A 19,835-nucleotide genomic window follows, 5' to 3' on the forward strand; every position below is an offset into this window, starting at 1 on the left:
ATCCCAAGGGGACATCCGCACCGGCGTGTTGAGAGATCGTCAGGCGACAGGGGGTGTCAGCCGACCATGTTGTCGGCCATCTCCTCGGTGATGCTGGACTCCGTGCCCGGGATGCCGAGGTCCTGGGCCCGCTTGTCGGCCATCGCCAGCAGGCGGCGGATACGGCCGGCCACCGCGTCCTTGGTCAGCGGCGGGTCGGCGAGCGCGCCCAGCTCCTCCAGGGAGGCCTGCTTGTGGTCCATGCGGAGCCGGCCGGCCGCCGCGAGGTGCTCGGGGACCTCGTCGGCGAGGATCTCCAGCGCGCGCTGCACCCGGGCGCCGGCGGCGACGGCCGCGCGGGCCGAGCGGCGCAGGTTGGCGTCGTCGAAGTTGGCGAGACGGTTCGCCGTGGCGCGCACCTCGCGGCGCATCCGGCGCTCCTCCCAGGCCAGCACCGACTCGTGCGCGCCGAGCCGGGTGAGCAGCGCGCCGATCGCGTCGCCGTCACGGACGACCACCCGGTCGACCCCGCGCACCTCACGGGCCTTCGCCGCGATCGACAGCCGGCGGGCGGCGCCGACCAGCGCGAGCGCGGCCTCCGGACCCGGGCAGGTCACCTCCAGGGAGGAGGACCGGCCGGGCTCGGTCAGCGAGCCGTGCGCCAGGAACGCGCCGCGCCAGGCCGCCTCGGCGTCACAGGTCGCCCCGGAGACCACCTGTGGCGGCAGACCCCGGATGGGGCGTCCGCGGCCGTCCACGAGGCCCGTCTGCCTCGCCAGCTGATCGCCGCCCGCGACCACCCGGACGACGTAACGGGAGCCGCGGCGCAGTCCGCCGGGCGCCATCACGATCAGTTCGGAACTGTGGCCGAAGATCTCCAGGATGTCCCGCTTGAGCCGGCGCGCCGCCATCGCGGTGTCCAGCTCCGCCTCGATCACGATGCGCCCGCTCACCAGGTGGAGGCCTCCGGCGAACCGCAGAATGGCGGAGACCTCCGCCTTCCTGCAGCAGGTCCGGGTGACGGGGAGCCGGGAGATCTCATCCTTCACCGCTGCCGTCATCGCCATGGGCCGATCCTTCCATGCATCCGAAAAATACGGTCGTACGCGGCGGCCAACAGCTCCGGGTCGTGCCTTGGAGTTCCGTCGGTCCGAGCCACCGGCGCCAGCTCGACCGCGGCGTCCAGCCGCTTGGCGGCTTCGGTGAGCGACGCTCGGTCGGGCACGGCGGCCTCGTCGGCCAGCACCACGTCCAGGGCGAGTTTAGGGGCGTGTCGTCCCAAAACCTCCAAATGACGCTGCGGGGAGAAGCCATCGGTTTCTCCGGGCTGCGGAGCGAGGTTCAGGGAGAGTACCCGGCGCGCCTTCGTCTCGGTGAGCGCGTCGAGCAGTTCCGGCACCAGCAGGTGCGGGATCACCGACGAGAACCAGGAGCCGGGACCGAGCACCACCCAGTCCGCGTCGAGCACGGCGGCGACCGCCTCGGGCACGGCCGGCGGGTCGTGCGGCACGAGGTGCACGGACTGCACCTCGCCGGGCGTCAGCGCCACGGTCGCCTGGCCCCGCACGGTGTCGACGTCGTCGGGCCGCGCCGGATCGTGCCCCTTGACCAGGGCCTGGAGCTCCAGCGGTACGGCGGACATGGGCAGCACGCGCCCGTGCGCGCCGAGCAGCTTGCCGACCAGGTCGAGGGCCTGCACATGGTCCCCGAGCTGCTCCCACAGGGCGACGATCAGCAGATTGCCGACCGCGTGCTCGTGCAGGTCGCCCTTGGACTGGAAGCGGTGCTGGATGACGCGGGCCCAGGTCTGGCCCCAGTCGTCGTCGCCGCACAGCGCGGCCAGGGCCTTGCGCAGGTCGCCCGGGGGCAGCACGCCCAGTTCGTCGCGCAGGCGGCCGCTGGAGCCGCCGTCGTCGGCCACGGTGACGACGGCGGTGAGGTCGCCGGTGATCCGGCGCAGTGCGGTGAGCGAGGCGGACAGCCCCATACCGCCGCCGAGGGCGACCACCTTGGGCTGGGTGCCCCGTCGGCGCGGCTTGCCGCCGCGGGCCTCCACGGGCCTGGTCGTACGTCCCTCGGGCACCACTCGGCGCAGCCGGCCGAGCCGTGGGCTACGTCCCGTCATTCCCGTCCCATGTCCCGGTGTACGACCACCGTCTCGACGCCCTCGGCCACGAGCCGCGCGGCGAGCTTCTCCGCCGTGGCGACCGAGCGGTGCTTGCCGCCGGTGCAGCCGATCGCGATCGTCACGTACCGCTTGCCCTCGCGGCGGTAGCCGGCCGCGATGAGGCGCAGCAGCTCGGCGTACCGGTCGAGGAACTCCTTGGCGCCGGGCTGGTTGAAGACGTACGCCGAGACCTCTTCGTTGAGGCCGTTGAAGGGGCGCAGCTCCGGAATCCAGTGCGGGTTGGGCAGGAAGCGCATGTCGGCGACCAGGTCGGCGTCCACGGGGAGGCCGTACTTGAAGCCGAAGGACATGACGGTGGCCCGCAGTTCGGGCTCCTCCTCGCCGGCGAACTGGGCGTCCATCTTGGCGCGCAGTTCGTGGACGTTGAGGCTGGAGGTGTCGATGACGAGGTCGGCGTCGCCGCGCAGTTCGCGCAGCAGCTCGCGCTCGGCGTCGATGCCGTCGACGATGCGGCCGTCGCCCTGGAGGGGGTGCGGGCGGCGCACGGACTCGAAGCGGCGCACCAGGGCGTCGTCGGAGGACTCCAGGAAGACGATCCGCCGGGTGACGTTCTTCGACTCCAGGTCGGCGAGGGACTCGCGGAGGTTGTCGAAGAAGCGCCTGCCGCGTACGTCGACGACGACCGCGATCCGTGCCACGTTGCCCTGGGAGCGGGCGCCGAGCTCCACCATGGTGGGGATCAGGGCGGGCGGGAGGTTGTCGACGACGAACCAGCCGAGGTCCTCCAGACACTTGGCGGCCGTGGACCGCCCGGCCCCGGACATGCCGGAGATGATCACCAGCTCGGGGATGGCCGCCTCGGGCACCCCGCCGGCTGTCGTGCTGTCCGTGCTCACCTGTGCTCCGTCGTCCTGGACCGCCTGCTGCGAAGCCTGATCGTCGCCCGTTTCCTTGTGCGTCCGATCTCGGTCCGCTGTGGGCTGCTTCTCTTGTTCCGTCATGTCTCCTGCCCCCGTCGCTCGTCCGGGGCGCCCGCGGGTACGGGCTCCCCCGGTGCACCCGCCGTCGTCGCGGGTGTCCCGTCTTCCATGTCATCCATGATCTCTCCAGTCGCCGTGTTCACGGCGGGTGCGGCCGGGGCCGCCTGGGCGAGGGCCACCGCGATGGTCTCGGCGGTCTTGCGACCTATGCCCGGAACCTCGCAGATCTGATCGATTGTCGCGGATCGCAGCTTCTTCACCGAACCGAAGTGCTTGATCAGCGCCTGCTTGCGGGTCTCGCCGAGTCCGGGCACGTCGTCCAGGGGGCTCGCCCGGAAGCGCTTGGCGCGCTTGGCGCGCTGGTAGGTGATCGCGAAGCGGTGGGCCTCGTCGCGGACGCGCTGGAGGAGGTAGAGGCCCTCGCTGGTGCGGGGCAGCACCACCGGGTCGTCCTCGTCGGGCAGCCAGACCTCCTCCAGGCGCTTGGCGAGACCGCACACGGCGATGTCGTCGATGCCGAGCTCGTCGAGGGCCTTCTTGGCGGCGGCGACCTGCGGCTGGCCGCCGTCGACCACCACGAGCTGCGGCGGATAGGCGAACCGCTTGGGACGGCCCTCGTCGTCCTTCAGGTCCGTGAGCTCGTCGCCGTCCGCCCACTCCCCCGTCTTCTCCTTCTCGGCGAGATAGCGCCGGAAGCGGCGGGTGATCACCTCGTGCATCGAGCGGACGTCGTCCTGGCCCTCGAAGCCCTTGATCTGGAAGCGGCGGTACTCGCTCTTGCGCGACAGCCCGTCCTCGAAGACGACCATGGACGCCACCACGTCGTCGCCCTGGAGGTGCGAGATGTCGTAGCACTCGATCCTGAGGGGGGCGCTGTCCAGGTCGAGGGCCTCGGAGATCTCCTCCAGGGCGCGCGAGCGGGTGGTGAGGTCGGAGGCGCGCTTGGTCTTGTGGAGGATCAGCGACTGCTGGGCGTTGCGCGCGACGGTCTCCATGAGGGACTTCTTGTCGCCGCGCTGCGGGATGCGCAGCGACACGTTCGACCCGCGCCGGTCCGTCAGCCACTGCTGGACCGGCTCCACCGGGTCGGGCAGGGCCGGGACGAGGACCTCCTTGGGGACGGAGTCCCCGGTCTCCTCGCCGTAGAGCTGCTGGAGGGCGTGCTCGACCAGGGCCGCGGTGGTGACGTCCTCGACCTTGTCGGTGACCCAGCCGCGCTGACCGCGGACGCGTCCGCCGCGGACGTGGAAGATCTGGACGGCGGCCTCCAGCTCGTCCTCGGCGACCGCGATCAGGTCGGCGTCGGTGGCGTCGGCGAGGACGACCGCGCTCTTCTCCATGGCCTTGCGCAGGGCCTCGATGTCGTCGCGCAGGCGGGCCGCCCGCTCGTACTCCATCTCCTCGGCCGCCTCCGTCATCCGCTGCTCCAGGCGGCGGATGTACGTGCCGGTGCGGCCGGCCATGAAGTCGCTGAACTCCTCGGCCAGTTCGCGGTGCTCCTCCTCGGAGACGCGGCCGACGCAGGGCGCGGAGCACTTGCCGATGTAGCCGAGCAGACAGGGGCGGCCAGTACGGGCGGCGTTCTTGAAGACGCCCGCCGAGCAGGTGCGGACGGGGAACACGCGCAGCAGCAGGTCCACGGTGTCGCGGATCGCCCACGCGTGTCCGTACGGCCCGAAGTAGCGGACGCCCTTCTTCTTGTGACCGCGCATCACCTGTACGCGCGGGTACTCCTCGTTCATCGTCACCGCGAGGTACGGGTAGCTCTTGTCGTCGCGGTACTTGACGTTGAACCGGGGGTCGAACTCCTTGATCCAGGAGTACTCCAGCTGAAGTGCCTCGACCTCCGTGGACACGACCGTCCACTCCACCGACGCGGCCGTGGTGACCATCGTGCGCGTGCGCGGGTGGAGTCCGGCCAGGTCCTGGAAGTAGTTCGCCAGGCGCTGGCGCAGGCTCTTCGCCTTTCCGACGTAGATCACCCGGCGGTGCTCGTCGCGGAACTTGTAGACCCCGGGCGAGTCCGGGATCTCTCCCGGCCTGGGGCGGTAGCTGGAGGGATCGGCCATGTTTCACACCCTACTGGCGCGGAGTGACAGCGCGGCGGGGCTGTGGACAACGCCGGGCACGCCCCGGCGGAACTCCTACCGCGACTCCAGAAAGGTGAGAACCGCCAGGACCCGGCGGTGGTCGTCGGCGGCCTCCGGAAGGCGGAGTTTGCCCAGGATGCTGCGGACGTGCTTCTCGACGGTGCCCTCGGTGACCCACAGCCTGCGGCCGATGCCGGCGTTGGAGCGGCCCTCCGCCATCAGTGCCAGGACCTCGCGCTCGCGGGTGCTGAGGACGGACAGCGGGTCGTCGCGGCGCTGCGCCGAGAACAGCTCGTGCACCAGGGAGGGGTCGACGACCGAGCCGCCCTTGTGGATGCGGTCGAGGGCCTCGATGAAGTCGTCGACGACCGTCACCCGGCTCTTGAGGAGATACCCGATCCGGTGCCCGCCGGCCAGCAGCTCCAGGGCCTCCTCGACCTCGACGTACGCCGAGAGGACGAGGATGCCGGTGCCGGGGTGGCGCTCCCGGATCTTACGGGCCGCCTTGAGGCCCTCGGTGGAGTGGTCCGGGGGCATCCTGATGTCGACGATCGCGAGGTCGGGCCGCTCGGTGTCCACCAGTTCCAGGAGCCGTTCCGCGTCACCGGCCTGGCCCGCCACCTGGTAGCCCAGGCGTTCGCACAGGCTCGCCAGGCCCTCTCTGAGCAGGACGTCGTCATCCGCGAGAACGACCCTTCCCCGCGCGGTCTGCTGCGATGCGTCCATCGTCTCGGCTCCCCTTGCCCGACCGGTGCCGTGCGCCAGGCACAGCCTGCCGGACCCGGTCGGGTACGGCTAGTGGGTAAGGGAATTGGGGGGTGACCGTGACGACAGGGGGCCGGGTCCGGACGATTCTCGAAGCAGTGCGGACGCGAGCGGACCGGTCGCCCCGGGTGAGGGGTTTCGGGCCGCGGGTCGGAAGGGCTGCGGGAGATGCGGCGGACACGGGCGGAGAGACGACGGCGGTCGGTCCGTGTCCACCGGTACGAGGACGACACCCGGTCCCCGAAGGACTTCCTGGACCCCCGGGACCCGGACGTGGTGCGTGCCGAGCAGCTGCGCGCCGACCCCGCGCGGCACCCCTGAAGCCGGACGGTCGCCTCTCCGTCCGAGAAGACCGCCCGACGCGTACGCGACGTCACCGAGTCCACGCTCCCCCGGCCTGGACCCCACCGCGTACGCCTCGGGCGGTCACAGCTCCGTTGCGGGCAGCGGCAGCCGCACGGTGAGTGTCGTGCCCTCCCCCGGTGGGCTGTCGACGCGCAGCTTGCCGCCGATCGCCTCCACCCGGTCGACGAGTCCGATGAGCCCGGAGCCGTGTCCGAGATCGGCGCCGCCCGCTCCGTCGTCGGCGATCGTCACCTCCAGGACGTCGTCCCCGGCCCGCGCGGTCACCCGCACGAAGCTCGCGCGCGCGTGCTTGGCGGCGTTGGTGAAGGACTCGGAGGTCACGTAGTAGACGGCGACCTCCGTCTGTTCCGGGAGACGGCCCGGAGGCAGCCGCAGGTCGAGTTCCACCGGGACGGCCGAACGGCGGGCGAGCGCGCGCAGGGCGGGGCCCAGGCCGCCCTTGGAGAGGATCGCGGGGTGGATGCCACGCGCGACCTGAAGCAGGTCGGTGAAGGCGTCGTCGAGGCCCTTGGCGATGTGTTCCAGTTGCTCGGCGAGTTCCTCCGGCTGTTCGTCCAGCATCGACTGGGCCGTTCTGAGGTCGAGTTGGAGCGAGACGATCCGCTGCTGGACGCCGTCGTGCAGATCGCGTTCGATACGGCGCCTGGAGGCGTCCCCGGCGGCCACCACGCGCGCGCGTGACGCCGTGAGCTGGTCGCGGCTGTCGGCGTTGGCGAGGGCGGTGGCGACGAGTTCGGTGAAGTCGGCGAGCCGGGACTCGGTGCCCGGGGGCAGCGGTTCGGGTCCGGCGGCGGTCGCGACGACGGCACCCCACAGCCGGTCGTCCACGACGATGGGGGCGCCCACCGAGCGGCCCACGCGCGCGGGGCGTGCGGTGCGGGCCACCTCCTCCGCGGCCTCCGTCGCGGCCGGGTCGGTCTCGGCGGTGGGCCCGTGGGCGGCTCCGAGGACGGTGGCCGTTCCGTCGGCGCCGTAGCGCAGGACGGCGGCCGAGCCGCTGCTCAGGACCTTGCCCACCTGGTCGGCGACTTCGGAGAACACCTCGTGCGGCGGCACCCCGCGCGCGACGAGGGTGGCGACCCGGCGCAGCGCGGCCTGTTCACGGGCGGCACGGCGGCTCTCGGTGACATCGCGCGCGGCGGCGTAGATCAGTCCCTCCGCGGTGACCGGGTGGGCGCTCCACTGGAGCCAGCGTTCGGTGCCGTCGTCCCGGAGGAAGCGGTTCTCGAACTCGCCCAGTTCGACACCCTTCGCCAGCCGGTCGAGGGCGGCACGCGTGCGTGCCTGGTCCTCCGGGTGCACGAACTCCAGCCAGGGTCTGCCGAGCAGCGCCTCGGCGGAGTGGCCGAGGGTCCGCTCGAAGGCGGGGTTCACGCGCTTGAAGTAGCCGTCGAGTCCCGCGATGCACAACAGGTCGAGGGAGAGGTGGAAGATGCTCGCCAGTTCCTGCTCGGCCTTGTCGCGTCGCCCGTGGGCGGCGGCGAAGGATGCCATGGTGCCGTTCATGCCGCCCAGGAGCCGCGCCCACGCCCCTTCGAAGGCGGCGACGTCCGCGCGGTGGCCGAGTCGGTTGTCGTCGATCGCCACGCTCATGGCGTTGATCTCGGCGGCGAGCCGTCCGGTGGTGACCCTCAGTTCGCGGAACGTGTCGGCGACGGCGCCGAGTTCGTCCCGGCCGGCGTACCGGATGTCGTACGACAGATCGCCCCCGGAGAGTGCCCGGGCGCCGGCGGAGACCTCGCCGAGCGGGCGGGTGATCGACAGCCGCAGGGCCAGTGCGAGGACGGTGACGGCGGCCAGGACGGCCAGCGACACGCCGAGGTCGCGGGTCTCACGCGCGCGTGCGGTGTCCAGGTCGCGCGTGGCGTCACGGCCCAGTTCGGCGGCGGCCCGGTGCTGGACGACGCGCAGCGCCTCGATGCGCCGGGTGGAGGCGGTCAGCCAACTGTCGTACGTGGGCCAGGCGTTCCGCTGGGTGTGCGGGTCGGCGAGGATCTCGCGGGTCTTGCGGACGACGAGACCTGGGTGCTGGAGGAGGACGACGTACAGCCTGCCCCTGAGGCCGGCGGGCGCGGTCCGGCCGAAGTCGTCCAGGAGCGCCTTCTCCAGGGCGGACCAGCGGTCCGTGGCGATGGGGTGCGGGGCGTCGGGGGCGGCGAACAGGACGGCCAGCTCGGTGCGTTCGCGTTCGGCGGCCTCGATGGCGTTCAGGAGCGCGACGTGGGCGTCGGCGGCCTGGCCCGAGGTGCGGGTCGGGCGGCCGGACTCCAGGGTGGCGGCCAGCTCCAGGAGGTCGTGCTCGATCGTGTCGTACTGGTCGGCGAGTTGGGGCGCGGTGAGGGAGCCGGTCCCGGTCTGCAGCCGCAGGGCGCGGAGTTGGCGGCTGCGGGCGTCGAGCCGGCCCGGCACGTCGAGCGGTCCGGTCCGGTCGGCGGCGTCGAGGAGGGCCGCGCGCAGGGCTCCGTCGGTCGCGTGCTGTGCCCCGGCGCGTTCCTTCAGGGTCGCGGATCCCGGACGCAGCCGGGCCTTCACGGCGGCGATGCGTTCCCTGGCGAGCGCGTCGGTCAGCGCGGTGGTCCGGAACGACAGCTCGGTCGCCGTCCTGAAGTCCCGCAGGGTCTGGGCGTCGTGCCACTGCGAGACGGCGCCGAACGCGGTGAACGCCATCATGCCGGTCACCGGGAGCAGCACCAGGAGCATCAGCTTGCGCCCGACGCGCAGCCGGGCGAGGAAGGGGATGCGGAGGTTGGCGGTGGGCCGGGGGCGGCGCATGGCGGGCTTCAGCAGCGGCCGGTGGGTGGGGAGTGCGGATGGTGGTCGGTCACATGCTCAGCCTGCCCCGAACCAGCCATGATCGTCAGGGTCTTGGCTAGGACGAGTACCGCCGAGCCGGGCACGCACGCGTGGCGCTCGGGGCGGGCACGCACGCGTGCCGCCCGTTTTCACGAGGTGTTCGTCGGATACCCGTCGTGCGCCGCGAGGTCCTTGTCGATCTTCTTGGCGGCCTCGTCCAGGGTGGCCCGGACCGGAGCCCGATCGAAGATGATCTTCGCGAAGGCCCGGGAGAAGGCGTCGCTGATCGCCGGATAGGCCGGCGTCTGCGGCCGGGGCCGGGCCACGCCGTCCCGGAGCTGTTCGATGAACAGATGCTCGGGGCCGCCCGGTGCGTACTGCGACGAGAGCTTGATCGCGCTCTCGGTGGCCGGGATCGCCCCGTTGGCCACGGTCATCCGGTGCACCTGGGCGGGCTGGAGCAGGAAGGACAGGAAGCGCCAGACGGCGTCCCCGTCGGCGTTGCCCGCCGGGACGCCCCACTGGAAGGAGCCCATGCCGGTGACGGTGCCCTGGCCGAAATCGGGCAGCGGGACGATCGTGACGTCCCCGGGGAAGGCCTTGTTGAATTCCGGATAGGTCCAGTGGCCGCACCAGGAGATCGCGCTGCGGCCGCTGACGAACGCCTTGTCGTCCTTGACCATGTCGATGAGCCCGGCCCTGGCCCAGTTCTGCATGGTGGTGAGCGCCTCGACCGAACCGGGGCCGTTCACATAGCCCTCGGCGGTGCGGTGGTTGCCGGGCTCCACGAGGTCGCCGCCCGCCGACCACACGGCGGGTGCGAAGCCGTAGGTGTTCCACTCCTGGCCCGGCTGCGAGTAGACGAGCCGCAGGTCGAGCGGTGCCTTGTAGCCCTGGGTGCGCAACTTGCGGAGGATGCCGGTCAGTTCGGTGGCCGTCCAGGCGTCCTTGGGGCCGGTGGGGATCCGTATTCCGGCCTTCTTCATGACGGACTTGCGCACATACAGGCCCATGCCCGAGTCGAAGGTGCCGATGCCCCACAACCTGCCCGCGTAGGTGCCCTGTTGACGGATCGTCGGCAGCAGGTCGGCACGGACGCTGGCGGGCACGCAGGAGTCGATCGGCCGGAGCTTGCCCGACCATGCGTAGCTGTAGAGGTTGGGCCCGTCGAAGTCGAGGAGGTCGGGCAGGTCCCCGCTGGCGGCGGCGGACAGCACCAGGTCGTTGTAGACGCGGTTCTCCGGGAGGGTGACCAGCGAGACCCGCACCTTCTTCTGCCGCTGGTTGAACTCCTTCACCTGGCTCTGCAGCGTGGTGAACTCGCCGCTCGGGCCCGCGTGGAACCACACGGTGATGTGCGCCGTGCCGTTGATCTTCCCGTCGCAGGTGGTGTCCTTCGGGGACGCGCTCACCCCCTTGGCGTCGCTCCCGCCGCCGTCGCACGCGGCCAGCAGCAGGGCCGCGCACAGCACCCAGGGGACCAGGGTGCCCCGTACCCGGCGAACCGCGGGCCACGCGCGCGTGGCGCTCGTACCGCTCATGGCACACCCCCACTCGACCGGCCGACTCGGCCTCCCCAGGGTGGCGACATGCTACCGCCCGTCGTGTCGCCATCGCCCTGTGTGCACGAGAACCTCCTTTCATGGCACGGGACTTCAGCACTTTCCGGCTAGCCGGAAGGCGCGAGGGACCGCTCGTTGGCAAGCTGTGGACATGTCGCTGCGCTGTCTCCTCGTCGATGACAGCGCCCGGTTCCTGGAGGCGGCTCGCGCCCTGCTGGAACGCGGCGGAGTCGAGGTCGTCGGTATTGCCTCGACGGGCGCGGACGCCGTCTCCCGGGCCCGGGAGACGGCCCCTGACGTCGTCCTGGTCGATCTCGACCTCGACGGCGAGAACGGCTTCGACGTCGCGCGCCGCCTGGTGGGCGACGTACCGGCCGTGATCCTCATCTCGACCCACTCCCGGGAGGACTTCCAGGAACTGATCGCCGCCAGCCCCGCGCGCGGATTCCTGCACAAGTCGTCCCTGTCCGCGCGGGCGATCAGGGACGTCCTGAGCGACGGCGGACCGACCGCACCGCCCTGAACCCACCCACCACGACTCGGCCAGGTCACACCGGACTGTTGGGCGACAGGTGTTGTCGGGACTTGGTCAACACGCTTCAATGCGGGGGAACTCGGGGCGTGAACGACGGCGTACGGATGTGAAGACCCTTCTCCGATGCCGACGGGGGCCCCGAAGCAACCCGCGCGAACGGCCTGACCAGCCGTTGTGAACATTCACAGAAAGGGCCCCTGCATGCCGCACGCCACACAGCAGGCGGACGCCGCCACCGCGGAACTCGACTCGGCCCTGCGCGGCGGCCCCTTCCACGTCGCGCTGCGCGCCGCCATCGCCGCCCGCGGACTGCCGCTGCAGCGCGTCCAGCACCATCTGACGCGCTACGGGGTCAAGGTCGGCGTCACCAGCCTGAGCTACTGGCAGCAGGGCGCCCGCCGCCCGCAGCGCCCCGAGTCGCTGCGCGCCGTACGGGCCCTGGAGGAGATCCTCCAGCTCCCCGAGGAGTCCCTGATCCGGCTGCTCGCCGAGGCCGAGGAACGCTCGGTCGCCGCCCGCCCCGCGGCCCGCTCCTACCGCTCCTTCGTCGAGGCCTCGGGCGTCCTGGAGCAGCTCCTGGCCGAACTGGAGTCCACGCCCGACAGCGGGCTGCACACCTTCGGCCACCACGAGCGGGTGCGCGTCGGCCCGCGCCGCGAGCTGGCGAGCCGCGAGTCGCACCACATCGTCCGCGCCCACCGGGACGGCATCGACCGCTTCATCGCCGTCCACTACGGCGACCCGGGCTGCACCCCGGAGCACATGACGGTGCACGCCCTGGAGAACTGCCGCACGGGCCGCGTCCGCCGCCACCACGACACCGGCATGCTGGTCGCCGAGCTCCTCTTCGGCACCCGGTTGCGCTCGGGAGATACGTTCCTCTTCCGCTACGGCGTCGAGGACGGCACCGCCGGCGTCTCCCGCGAGTACGTCCGCGACTTCGGTTCCGCGGGCGGCCAGTACGCGCTCCAGGTGAGCTTCGACGAGAACACGCTGCCGGCGCGCTGCCACCGCTTCACCCAGCACTCGGCGGCGGCCCCGCGCAGCGGCCGTCAGGAGCTGCGGCTGACCGGACACCACTCGGTGCACCTCGTGGAGCCGCGGATGCGGTCGGGGATCGTGGGGATCGGCTGGGACTGGGAGTGAGCCGCGGCGGCCCGGACGCCCCAGGGGTCAGGCGCCCGGCCCCGCGACGATCCTGCCGTTCTCGGCCGTCACCTTGAGCTCCGTCAGCGGCTCGGTGGCCGGGGACTGGAGCACCTTGCCCGTGGTGGCGTCGAACTGGCTGCCGTGGCACGGGCAGATGAGAGTCGTGCCGTCCAGCTTGTTGATGGGGCACTGCGCGTGCGTGCAGATCGTGCTGTACGCCTTGAGGGTGCCGTCCGCGGCCCGGCTGACGACGACATTGCTGTCCCGGTAGAGCTTGGCGCTCCCCTTGGCGATCTCGCTCTCCGCGCCGAGGTCCACGGGCGCGGTCGGCGTCGCGGAGGTCGCCGAGCCGCCGCCCGAGCAGGCGGTGAGCCCGAGCCCGGCGACGGGCGTGAGGACCGCTCCGCGCAGGACGGTACGACGGCTCGGGACGGGGCGGCCGGGCATGCGGGTCTCCAGCTGTTCGGGCTGTTCAGAGGTCGTGCACGCTGACGATACCGGTGGAGTTCCGCCCGCTTTGAGTCGGGTTCACCCCATGAGCGCTCACCGTACGTAAACGTTTGCGCAAGCGTTTACGCGAGGCGCCGGATGAGATACGTTCCCGGCCGGAAGGCCCGCCGCAATCCAGGGACTCGGGGAGGGACCCGTCATGGCCACCATGGCCGACGTCGCACGCAGCGCCGGTGTGTCCGTCGCGACCGTCTCGCACGTCCTGAACGACACCCGCCCGGTGCTGCCCGGCACCCGGCAGGCCGTGCTGAGCGCGATCGAGGAGCTGGGCTACATCCCCAACACCCTCGCCCGCTCCCTGGTGACGTCCCGCACCCGCTCCATCGGCCTCGCGGTGTCGGCGATCAGCAACCCGTACTTCACGGAGATCCTCCAGGGCGTCGAGGCCGGCGCCCTGGAGCACGGCTACAGCCTGCTCATCACCGACCCGCACGACGACCCGGAGCACGAGCTCAAGGTCGCTCAGCTCCTGCACGAGCGCCGGGTGGACGGCATGATCGTCGCACCGTCGGCGGACCCCGACGCCCTCGTCGCCTACCTGGGGCGGCACTCCGTACCGACGGTGTTCCTGGACCGGGTGGTCAAGGCGCCCCCGGACGACGCGTCCCCCTCCGACCAGGCGAGCGCCTCCGGTCGAGCGGGCGCCTTCGACCAGGTGTGCGCCGAGAACATCGAACCGACGGCGCAGCTGGTCACCCATCTCGCCGGACTCGGCCACCGCCGGATCGGCCTCGTCGCGGGCCTTCCCGGGCTCAGCACCACCGGCGAGCGGATCGCCGGATACCGGCACGGCCTCGCCGCCGCCGGACTCCCTTACGACGAGCGGCTGTTGGCGTACGGCGACTCCGAGTCGGCCGCCGCCGAGCGGGCCACCGCGGCCCTGCTGTCCCTCACCGCCCCGCCCACGGCCCTGATCACCGCCAACAACGCGATGACCATCGGCGCCCTGCGCGCCCTGCGCGAACGCGGTCTGTCCGTGCCCGGCGACCTCGCGCTGTGCTGCTTCGACGACTTCGCCTGGGCGGACCTGTTCGAGCCCCGGCTCACCGCGATCGCCCAGCCCAGCAAGGAAATCGGCGCCGGGGCCGTACGGCTGCTGCTGGACCGGCTGGCCGCGCCGGACCGGCCCGCCCGTGTGCTGCGGCTCCCCTGCTCGTTCGTCCACCGCACGTCGTGCGGCTGCCCCGACCAGCCCGAGAAGTCCACGAAGGGAAACGTCTCGTGATCGTCGTCGCCGGTGAGGCCCTGATCGATCTGGTACCGCAGGGCCCGGGCGCCCTCGCGGTCCTCAAGCCGGCGCTCGGCGGCGGCCCCTACAACACCGCCGTCGCCCTGGGCCGCCTCGGCTCCGCCACCGCCTTCTGCTCGCGCGTCTCCCAGGACGCCTTCGGCGAGGCCCTGCTCGCCGGGCTGCGACAGGCCGACGTGGACGTCCTGGACGTACAGCGCGGCCCGGAGCCGACCACGCTCGCGGCGGCCACACTCGACGCGAACGGCTCGGCCACCTACTCCTTCTACGTCGACGGCACCGCCGACCGGCTCTTCGCGATGCCCTACGCGCTGCCGGCCGAGACCGAGGCGGTGTCCTTCGGCACCTGTTCGCTCGTCCTGGAGCCGGGCGCGAGCGCCTACGAGGAGCTGATGCGGACCGCCGCCGCACAGGGCGTGTTCACCGCGCTCGACCCGAACATCCGGGCCGGTCTGATCCCCGACGCCGATGCCTACCGGGCGCGCTTCAAGAGCTGGCTGCCGCACGTGTCGCTGCTGAAGCTCTCCGAGGAGGACGCGCTGTGGCTCGGGGGCACTCCCGTCGAATGGCTGGACGCCGGTCCCTCGGCCGTCGTGATCACCCAGGGCGGCGACGGTCTCACCGCGTTCACCCGGGACGGCAAGGTGTATCCGGTGCCGGGCGAGAAGGTCGACGTCGTGGACACGATCGGGGCCGGCGACACGGTCAACGCGGCGCTGCTGCACGGTCTGTCCGCCCGGGACGCGCTGTCCCCGGAGGGGCTGACGGGCCTGGGTCGCGACGGCTGGACCCGGTTGCTGCGGTACGCGGCGCGGGCGGCGGCGATCACGTGTTCGCGGGCGGGGGCGGAACCGCCGTACGCCTCCGAACTGGGCGATCTGTAGCGGGTGTTGAGCGAGTGCGGCGCCCTACGGGAGTTCCCGTGGGGCGCCGCATCCGTGTAGCCGCTCCGCGATGGTCAGGCCTTGCGGGCCCGCGTCGTCTTCTTCGCGGGCGCGGCCTTCTTGGCGGGAGCGGCGGCCTTCTTCGCCGCGACCGCCGCGGTCTTCTTGGCGGCCACCTTGCGCGGGGCCTTCACGGGGGCTCCGTCGCTGATCCGGTCGGCGTCGAGGATCTCGCGCAGGAACTTGCCGGTGTGGCTGGCCCCCACCGCGGCGACCTGTTCCGGGGTGCCCTCGGCGATGACGAGTCCGCCGCCCGCGCCGCCCTCGGGGCCCATGTCGACGACCCAGTCGGCCACCTTGATCACGTCGAGGTTGTGCTCGATGACGATGACCGTGTTGCCCTTGTCGACCAGGCCGCCGAGCACCGTGAGGAGCTTGCTGATGTCCTCGAAGTGCAGGCCGGTGGTGGGCTCGTCCAGGACGTAGACCGTGCGGCCGGTGGAGCGGCGCTGGAGCTCGCTGGCGAGCTTGACGCGCTGGGCCTCACCGCCGGACAGGGTGGTCGCGGACTGGCCGAGCCGGACGTAGCCGAGGCCGACGTCCTTGAGGGTGTTGAGGTGGCGGGCGATCCCGGGGACCGCCTCGAAGAACTCCGTGGCCTCCTCGATCGGCATGTTCAGGACGTCGGCGATGGACTTGCCCTTGTAGTGGACGTCCAGCGTCTCCCGGTTGTAGCGGGCGCCGTGGCAGACCTCGCACGGGACGTAGACGTCCGGCAGGAAGTTCATCTCGATCTTGATGGTGCCGTCGCCCGCGCAGTTCTCGCAGCGGCCGCCCTTGACGTTGAAGGAGAAGCGGCCGGGCAGATAGCCCCGCACCTTCGCCTCGGTGGTCTCCGCGAACAGCTTGCGGACGTGGTCGAAGACACCGGTGTACGTCGCCGGGTTGGAGCGGGGGGTGCGGCCGATGGGCGACTGGTCGACGTGCACGACCTTGTCGACGAGGTCGTCGCCGTCCACACGCGTGTGCCGCCCCGGTACGTTCCTCGCGCCGTTCAGCTCGCGGGCCAGGTGCGTGTACAGGATGTCGTTGACCAGGGTCGACTTGCCGGAGCCGGAGACTCCGGTGACCGCGGTGAACACGCCCAGGGGGAACGAGACGTCGATGTCCTGGAGGTTGTTCTCGCGGGCGCCGTGCACCGTGAGCCGGCGGGAGGGGTCGAGCGGGCGCCGGATCTCGGGCAGCGGGATGGCCTTCTTGCCGGACAGGTACTGCCCGGTCATCGACTCGTCGTTGGCGAGCAGTTCCTTCAGGGAGCCGCTGTGCACGACCTTGCCGCCGTGCTCGCCCGCGCCGGGGCCGATGTCGACGATCCAGTCGGCGACCTTGATGGTGTCCTCGTCGTGCTCGACGACGATGAGTGTGTTGCCCATGTCGCGGAGCCGGACCAGGGTCTCGATCAGCCGGTGGTTGTCCCGCTGGTGCAGGCCGATGGACGGCTCGTCGAGGACGTAGAGGACGCCGACGAGTCCGGAGCCGATCTGGGTGGCCAGGCGGATGCGCTGGGCCTCGCCGCCGGAGAGGGTGCCGGCCGCGCGGTTCAGCGAGAGGTAGTCGAGGCCTACGTCGACCAGGAAGCGCAGCCTCTCGTTGCACTCCTTCAGCACGCGCTCGGCGATCTTCTTGTCGCGGGCGTCGAGCTTCATCCCGCCCAGGAACTCCGCGCAGTCGCTGATGGACATGCCGGAGATCTCGGCGATCGACTTGTCCATGATCGTGACCGCGAGGACGACGGGCTTCAGGCGCGTGCCCTGACAGGTGGGACACGGCACCTCGCGCATATAGCCCTCGAAGCGCTCCCTGCTGGCGTCGCTCTCCGCCTCACCGTGCCGGCGCTTCACGAAGGGGACGGCGCCTTCGAAGGGCGTCGTGTAGACCCGCTCGCGGCCGTAGCGGTTGCGGTACCGCACCTCGATCTGGGTCTTGTGGCCGTAGAGCAGGGCCTTCTTGGCGCGCTGCGGGAGGCCCGCGAAGGGGATGTCGGTGCGGAAGCCCAGGGCGTCCGCGAGGGCGCCGATGAGGCGGCCGAAGTAGTCCTTGGTGTGGCCGTGCGACCAGGGGTGGATGGCGCCCTCGTCCAGGGACTTGTCCTCGTCCGGGACGATCAGCTCGGCGTCGACCTCCATGCGCGTGCCGATGCCGGAGCACTCGGGGCAGGCACCGAAGGGCGAGTTGAAGGAGAAGGAGCGGGGCTCCAGCTCCTCGAAGGACAGGTCGTCGTACGGGCAGTACAGGTGCTCCGAGTACATGCGCTCGCGCTCGGGGTCGTCCTCGGGGAGGTCGACGAAGTCGAGCACGACCATGCCGCCTGAGAGGCCGAGGGCGGTCTCCACGGAGTCGGTGAGGCGGCGCTTGGCGGAGTCCTTCACCGTGAGGCGGTCGATGACCACCTCGATGGTGTGCTTCTCCTGCTTCTTCAGGACGGGCGGTTCGGAGAGCTGGATGGTCTCGCCGTCCACGCGCGCGCGGCTGTAGCCCTTGGTCTGGAGGTCCGCGAACAGGTCGACGAACTCGCCCTTGCGCTCGCGCACCAGCGGCGACAGGACCTGGAAGCGGCTGCCCTCGGGCAGCGCCAGGACCTTGTCGACGACCGCCTGCGGCGACTGGCGCGTGATCGGGCGGCCGCACTCCGGGCAGTGCGGCTTGCCGATGCGCGCGAAGAGCAGACGCAGATAGTCGTAGACCTCGGTGATGGTGCCGACCGTCGAGCGCGGGTTGCGCGAGGTCGACTTCTGGTCGATGGAGACGGCCGGGGAGAGACCTTCGATGAAGTCGACGTCCGGCTTGTCCATCTGGCCGAGGAACTGGCGGGCGTACGAGGAGAGCGATTCCACGTAGCGCCGCTGGCCCTCGGCGAAGATCGTGTCGAAGGCCAGGGAGGACTTGCCCGACCCGGACAGGCCCGTGAACACGATGAGCGAGTCGCGTGGCAGGTCGAGCGAGACATTCTTCAGATTGTGCTCGCGCGCGCCACGGACGATGAGACGGTCGGCCACGCCGGTCCGCACCTTTCTTGAGAGAAGTGACAGGGGCGGGGCCCCCGTCGTTCTCAGACTAGGGGGAGCCACTGACAACGCCGGTCGGAATCCCGGCCGAGGCATAACAACCTCCGGCCTTCCAGCATGCCCGACGCCGCACCCGACGATATAGCACGTGCATTCGATTTACGGCACAGCTTCACCACCTTCACCCAAAGGTGTGGCGGGACTAGGGTCAGCAGCATGATTGATCACGCTCATGACCTGGCCTCTGTACATGACGCGACCGAACGGCTCCTCACCGCAGCCGCCGCACTGGACAACGCCTCGGCCGCCGAGCCGTCACGGCTCCCCGGCTGGAGCCGCAATCACGTCCTCGCCCACATCGCCCGCAACGCGGACGCCCTCGTGAACGTCCTCCAGGGGCGCCCCATGTACGCCACGGCGGGCGTCCGTGACGCCGACATCGAGCGCGACGCCCCGCGCTCCCTCGACGTCCAGCTCGCCGACGTGCGCGAGAGCGGGGCCCGCTTCCAGGAGGCGGGTGCCGCTCCGGCGGACTGGTCGCGCACCGTGGAGCTGCGCAACGGGGTCGTCGACACCGCGTCGCGCGTGCCGTTCCGGCGGTGGGTCGAGGTCGAGCTGCACCACGTGGACATGGGGATCGGGTACGAGCTGGAGGACCTGCCCGAGGAGTTCACCCGGCGGGAGATCGACTTCCTCGCCGAGCGGTTCACCGGGCACCCCGACGTGCCGTCGACACACCTTTCGGACTCCACGCGCGCGTGGAGCACGGGCCGGGCCGCCGAGAAGCCCGAAGTCACCGTCACCGGCAGCCCGGCGGAGCTGCTCGGCTGGCTCTGCGGACGCCGTGACGGGTCCGGTCTGACGGTCGACGGCGGCTCTTTGCCGGCGCTTCCCCCGCTATAGGGTGACCGCCATGACGTACAGCGGAGAGGTGACGGTCGGCGGTCCGGCGGACGTGCATGAGCTCACGGACCTGATGATCACCAAGATCGCGGTCGGGCCCATGAACAACAACGCCTATCTGCTGCGCTGCCGGGCCACGGACGAGCAGTTGCTGATCGACGCGGCCAACGACGCGGAGACCCTGCTCGGCACGATCGGTGACGACGGCATCGCGTCCGTCGTCACCACCCACCAGCACGGCGACCACTGGCAGGCGCTCGCCGAGGTCGTGACGGCCACGCGCGCGCGTACGTACGCGGGCCGCGAGGACGCCGACGGCATCCCGGTGCCGACCGACGTCCTGGTCGACGACGGCGACACGATCCGGGTGGGGCAGGTCGAGCTGACCGCGCGTCACCTCGTGGGCCACACCCCGGGCTCGATCGCGCTCGTCTACGACGACCCGCACGGGCATCCCCATGTGTTCACCGGGGACTGTCTGTTCCCGGGCGGTGTGGGCAACACCCGTAAGGACCCCGAGGCGTTCGCCAGTCTGATCCACGACGTCGAGACGAAGATCTTCGGCACGCTCCCGGACGAGACCTGGGTCTACCCGGGGCACGGCAACGACACGACCCTGGGCGCCGAGCGCCCGCATCTGCCGGAGTGGCACGCGCGCGGGTGGTGAACTCCCGGGCGTGAAGCGGTTCCCGCGCGCCCCGTGTGAATCCTTCGCACGCGCCGGTGTCGTACGCGCGCTCCCGGCACACATGGTTGCGCGGTCAACTGGAAGCAGCCCCGCTCAGGATGACGGCTCCTGTGCGGATGGGCCGCCGGTCCATCGATCCCCGCCCTCGACCGGCGGCCCCGGCAAGCGCGTCGCGGGCGGGATCGCACA

Annotated in this window: 16 protein-coding genes; 7 read left to right on the plus strand and 9 right to left on the minus strand. The window is 71.3% G+C overall.

Features of this window, described 5'->3' with window-relative positions; all coding sequences use genetic code 11:
- Window positions 1-56 precede the first annotated feature (56 nt).
- The 5 genes from whiA to SSP08S_RS10645 all read right to left on the minus strand — a co-directional run bounded on the left by whiA (window position 57) and on the right by SSP08S_RS10645 (window position 5,903).
- Entirely contained in the window at window positions 57-1,046 is a 990-nt protein-coding gene (whiA, locus tag SSP08S_RS10625) for a DNA-binding protein WhiA (RefSeq protein ID WP_019067568.1), read from the minus strand.
- Window positions 1,037-2,104, minus strand: coding sequence for a gluconeogenesis factor YvcK family protein (locus tag SSP08S_RS10630; RefSeq protein WP_026178369.1), 1,068 nt, complete (start codon window positions 2,102-2,104; stop codon window positions 1,037-1,039). Before SSP08S_RS10630 ends, whiA begins: the two co-directional genes overlap by 10 nt.
- Entirely contained in the window at window positions 2,101-3,108 is a 1,008-nt protein-coding gene (gene rapZ, locus SSP08S_RS10635; RefSeq protein ID WP_019067570.1) for an RNase adapter RapZ, read from the minus strand. The genes SSP08S_RS10630 and rapZ overlap by 4 nt, the downstream gene beginning before the upstream one ends.
- A complete protein-coding gene (uvrC, locus tag SSP08S_RS10640) occupies window positions 3,105-5,156 on the minus strand; it encodes an excinuclease ABC subunit UvrC (protein ID WP_019067571.1) in 2,052 nt (683 codons plus the stop codon). Before uvrC ends, rapZ begins: the two co-directional genes overlap by 4 nt.
- 75 nt (window positions 5,157-5,231) lie before the next feature.
- Window positions 5,232-5,903, minus strand: coding sequence for a response regulator transcription factor (locus SSP08S_RS10645; protein WP_019067572.1), 672 nt, complete (start codon window positions 5,901-5,903; stop codon window positions 5,232-5,234).
- A gap of 207 nt (window positions 5,904-6,110) precedes the next feature.
- On the opposite strand from SSP08S_RS10645, the gene SSP08S_RS62500 reads away from it, so the two are divergent.
- Window positions 6,111-6,263, plus strand: a complete 153-nt coding sequence (locus tag SSP08S_RS62500; RefSeq protein WP_019067573.1) for a hypothetical protein — start codon at window positions 6,111-6,113, stop codon at window positions 6,261-6,263.
- Window positions 6,264-6,368: 105 nt separating this feature from the next.
- Here the strand turns inward: SSP08S_RS62500 and SSP08S_RS10655 are convergent, their stop codons facing one another.
- Window positions 6,369-9,080: a nitrate- and nitrite sensing domain-containing protein gene (locus SSP08S_RS10655; protein WP_019067574.1), complete on the minus strand. Its 2,712-nt coding sequence runs from the start codon at window positions 9,078-9,080 to the stop codon at window positions 6,369-6,371.
- Between the two features lie 170 nt (window positions 9,081-9,250).
- Window positions 9,251-10,642 carry an ABC transporter substrate-binding protein gene (locus SSP08S_RS10660; RefSeq protein ID WP_019067575.1) on the minus strand — a complete coding sequence of 464 codons (1,392 nt, stop codon included), beginning with the start codon at window positions 10,640-10,642 and terminating at the stop codon, window positions 9,251-9,253.
- Between the two features lie 172 nt (window positions 10,643-10,814).
- Here SSP08S_RS10660 and SSP08S_RS10665 point away from each other — a divergent pair, with 172 nt between their 5' ends.
- Window positions 10,815-11,186, plus strand: coding sequence for a response regulator (locus SSP08S_RS10665; protein WP_026178371.1), 372 nt, complete (start codon window positions 10,815-10,817; stop codon window positions 11,184-11,186).
- Window positions 11,187-11,399: 213 nt separating this feature from the next.
- A complete protein-coding gene (locus SSP08S_RS10670) occupies window positions 11,400-12,344 on the plus strand; it encodes a hypothetical protein (protein ID WP_019067577.1) in 945 nt (314 codons plus the stop codon).
- A gap of 27 nt (window positions 12,345-12,371) precedes the next feature.
- Here the strand turns inward: SSP08S_RS10670 and SSP08S_RS10675 are convergent, their stop codons facing one another.
- Window positions 12,372-12,794: a Rieske (2Fe-2S) protein gene (locus SSP08S_RS10675; protein ID WP_019067578.1), complete on the minus strand. Its 423-nt coding sequence runs from the start codon at window positions 12,792-12,794 to the stop codon at window positions 12,372-12,374.
- A gap of 202 nt (window positions 12,795-12,996) precedes the next feature.
- Between SSP08S_RS10675 and SSP08S_RS10680 the strand changes: the two genes are divergently transcribed.
- Together SSP08S_RS10680 and SSP08S_RS10685 are read left to right on the plus strand one after the other, a co-directional pair.
- Complete coding sequence (locus SSP08S_RS10680) at window positions 12,997-14,082, plus strand: LacI family DNA-binding transcriptional regulator (protein ID WP_019067579.1); 1,086 nt, start codon at window positions 12,997-12,999, stop codon at window positions 14,080-14,082.
- On the plus strand, window positions 14,079-14,990 hold the full coding sequence (locus SSP08S_RS10685; RefSeq protein WP_019067580.1) for a carbohydrate kinase family protein: 912 nt from the start codon (window positions 14,079-14,081) through the stop codon (window positions 14,988-14,990). Before SSP08S_RS10680 ends, SSP08S_RS10685 begins: the two co-directional genes overlap by 4 nt.
- 74 nt (window positions 14,991-15,064) lie before the next feature.
- Here the strand turns inward: SSP08S_RS10685 and uvrA are convergent, their stop codons facing one another.
- Window positions 15,065-18,046 (minus strand): excinuclease ABC subunit UvrA, encoded by a 2,982-nt coding sequence (gene uvrA, locus SSP08S_RS10690; RefSeq protein WP_019067581.1) that lies wholly within the window; start codon window positions 18,044-18,046, stop codon window positions 15,065-15,067.
- 225 nt (window positions 18,047-18,271) lie between these two features.
- Here uvrA and SSP08S_RS10695 point away from each other — a divergent pair, with 225 nt between their 5' ends.
- Both SSP08S_RS10695 and SSP08S_RS10700 read left to right on the plus strand, forming a co-directional pair.
- Complete coding sequence (locus SSP08S_RS10695) at window positions 18,272-18,958, plus strand: maleylpyruvate isomerase family mycothiol-dependent enzyme (protein WP_019067582.1); 687 nt, start codon at window positions 18,272-18,274, stop codon at window positions 18,956-18,958.
- A 10-nt stretch (window positions 18,959-18,968) separates the two neighbouring features.
- Complete coding sequence (locus SSP08S_RS10700) at window positions 18,969-19,625, plus strand: MBL fold metallo-hydrolase (protein WP_019067583.1); 657 nt, start codon at window positions 18,969-18,971, stop codon at window positions 19,623-19,625.
- Window positions 19,626-19,835: the final 210 nt, after the last annotated feature.

This window comes from Streptomyces hokutonensis (assembly GCF_000376565.1).
In the GTDB taxonomy this organism is placed as follows: domain Bacteria; phylum Actinomycetota; class Actinomycetes; order Streptomycetales; family Streptomycetaceae; genus Streptomyces; species Streptomyces hokutonensis.

What these genes read in the sequence shown, in the direction of transcription:
- SSP08S_RS10660 (WP_019067575.1), bottom strand. Translation starts at nt 10,642, where the DNA reads ATGAGCGGTACGAGCGCCACGCGCGCGTGGCCCGCGGTTCGCCGGGTA.
- SSP08S_RS10695 (WP_019067582.1), top strand. Translation starts at nt 18,272, where the DNA reads ATGATTGATCACGCTCATGACCTGGCCTCTGTACATGACGCGACCGAA.
- SSP08S_RS10645 (WP_019067572.1), bottom strand. Translation starts at nt 5,903, where the DNA reads ATGGACGCATCGCAGCAGACCGCGCGGGGAAGGGTCGTTCTCGCGGAT.
- SSP08S_RS10670 (WP_019067577.1), top strand. Translation starts at nt 11,400, where the DNA reads ATGCCGCACGCCACACAGCAGGCGGACGCCGCCACCGCGGAACTCGAC.
- SSP08S_RS62500 (WP_019067573.1), top strand. Translation starts at nt 6,111, where the DNA reads ATGCGGCGGACACGGGCGGAGAGACGACGGCGGTCGGTCCGTGTCCAC.
- SSP08S_RS10700 (WP_019067583.1), top strand. Translation starts at nt 18,969, where the DNA reads ATGACGTACAGCGGAGAGGTGACGGTCGGCGGTCCGGCGGACGTGCAT.
- SSP08S_RS10680 (WP_019067579.1), top strand. Translation starts at nt 12,997, where the DNA reads ATGGCCACCATGGCCGACGTCGCACGCAGCGCCGGTGTGTCCGTCGCG.
- SSP08S_RS10630 (WP_026178369.1), bottom strand. Translation starts at nt 2,104, where the DNA reads ATGACGGGACGTAGCCCACGGCTCGGCCGGCTGCGCCGAGTGGTGCCC.
- SSP08S_RS10655 (WP_019067574.1), bottom strand. Translation starts at nt 9,080, where the DNA reads ATGCGCCGCCCCCGGCCCACCGCCAACCTCCGCATCCCCTTCCTCGCC.
- rapZ (WP_019067570.1), bottom strand. Translation starts at nt 3,108, where the DNA reads ATGACGGAACAAGAGAAGCAGCCCACAGCGGACCGAGATCGGACGCAC.
- uvrC (WP_019067571.1), bottom strand. Translation starts at nt 5,156, where the DNA reads ATGGCCGATCCCTCCAGCTACCGCCCCAGGCCGGGAGAGATCCCGGAC.
- SSP08S_RS10665 (WP_026178371.1), top strand. Translation starts at nt 10,815, where the DNA reads ATGTCGCTGCGCTGTCTCCTCGTCGATGACAGCGCCCGGTTCCTGGAG.
- whiA (WP_019067568.1), bottom strand. Translation starts at nt 1,046, where the DNA reads ATGGCGATGACGGCAGCGGTGAAGGATGAGATCTCCCGGCTCCCCGTC.
- SSP08S_RS10675 (WP_019067578.1), bottom strand. Translation starts at nt 12,794, where the DNA reads ATGCCCGGCCGCCCCGTCCCGAGCCGTCGTACCGTCCTGCGCGGAGCG.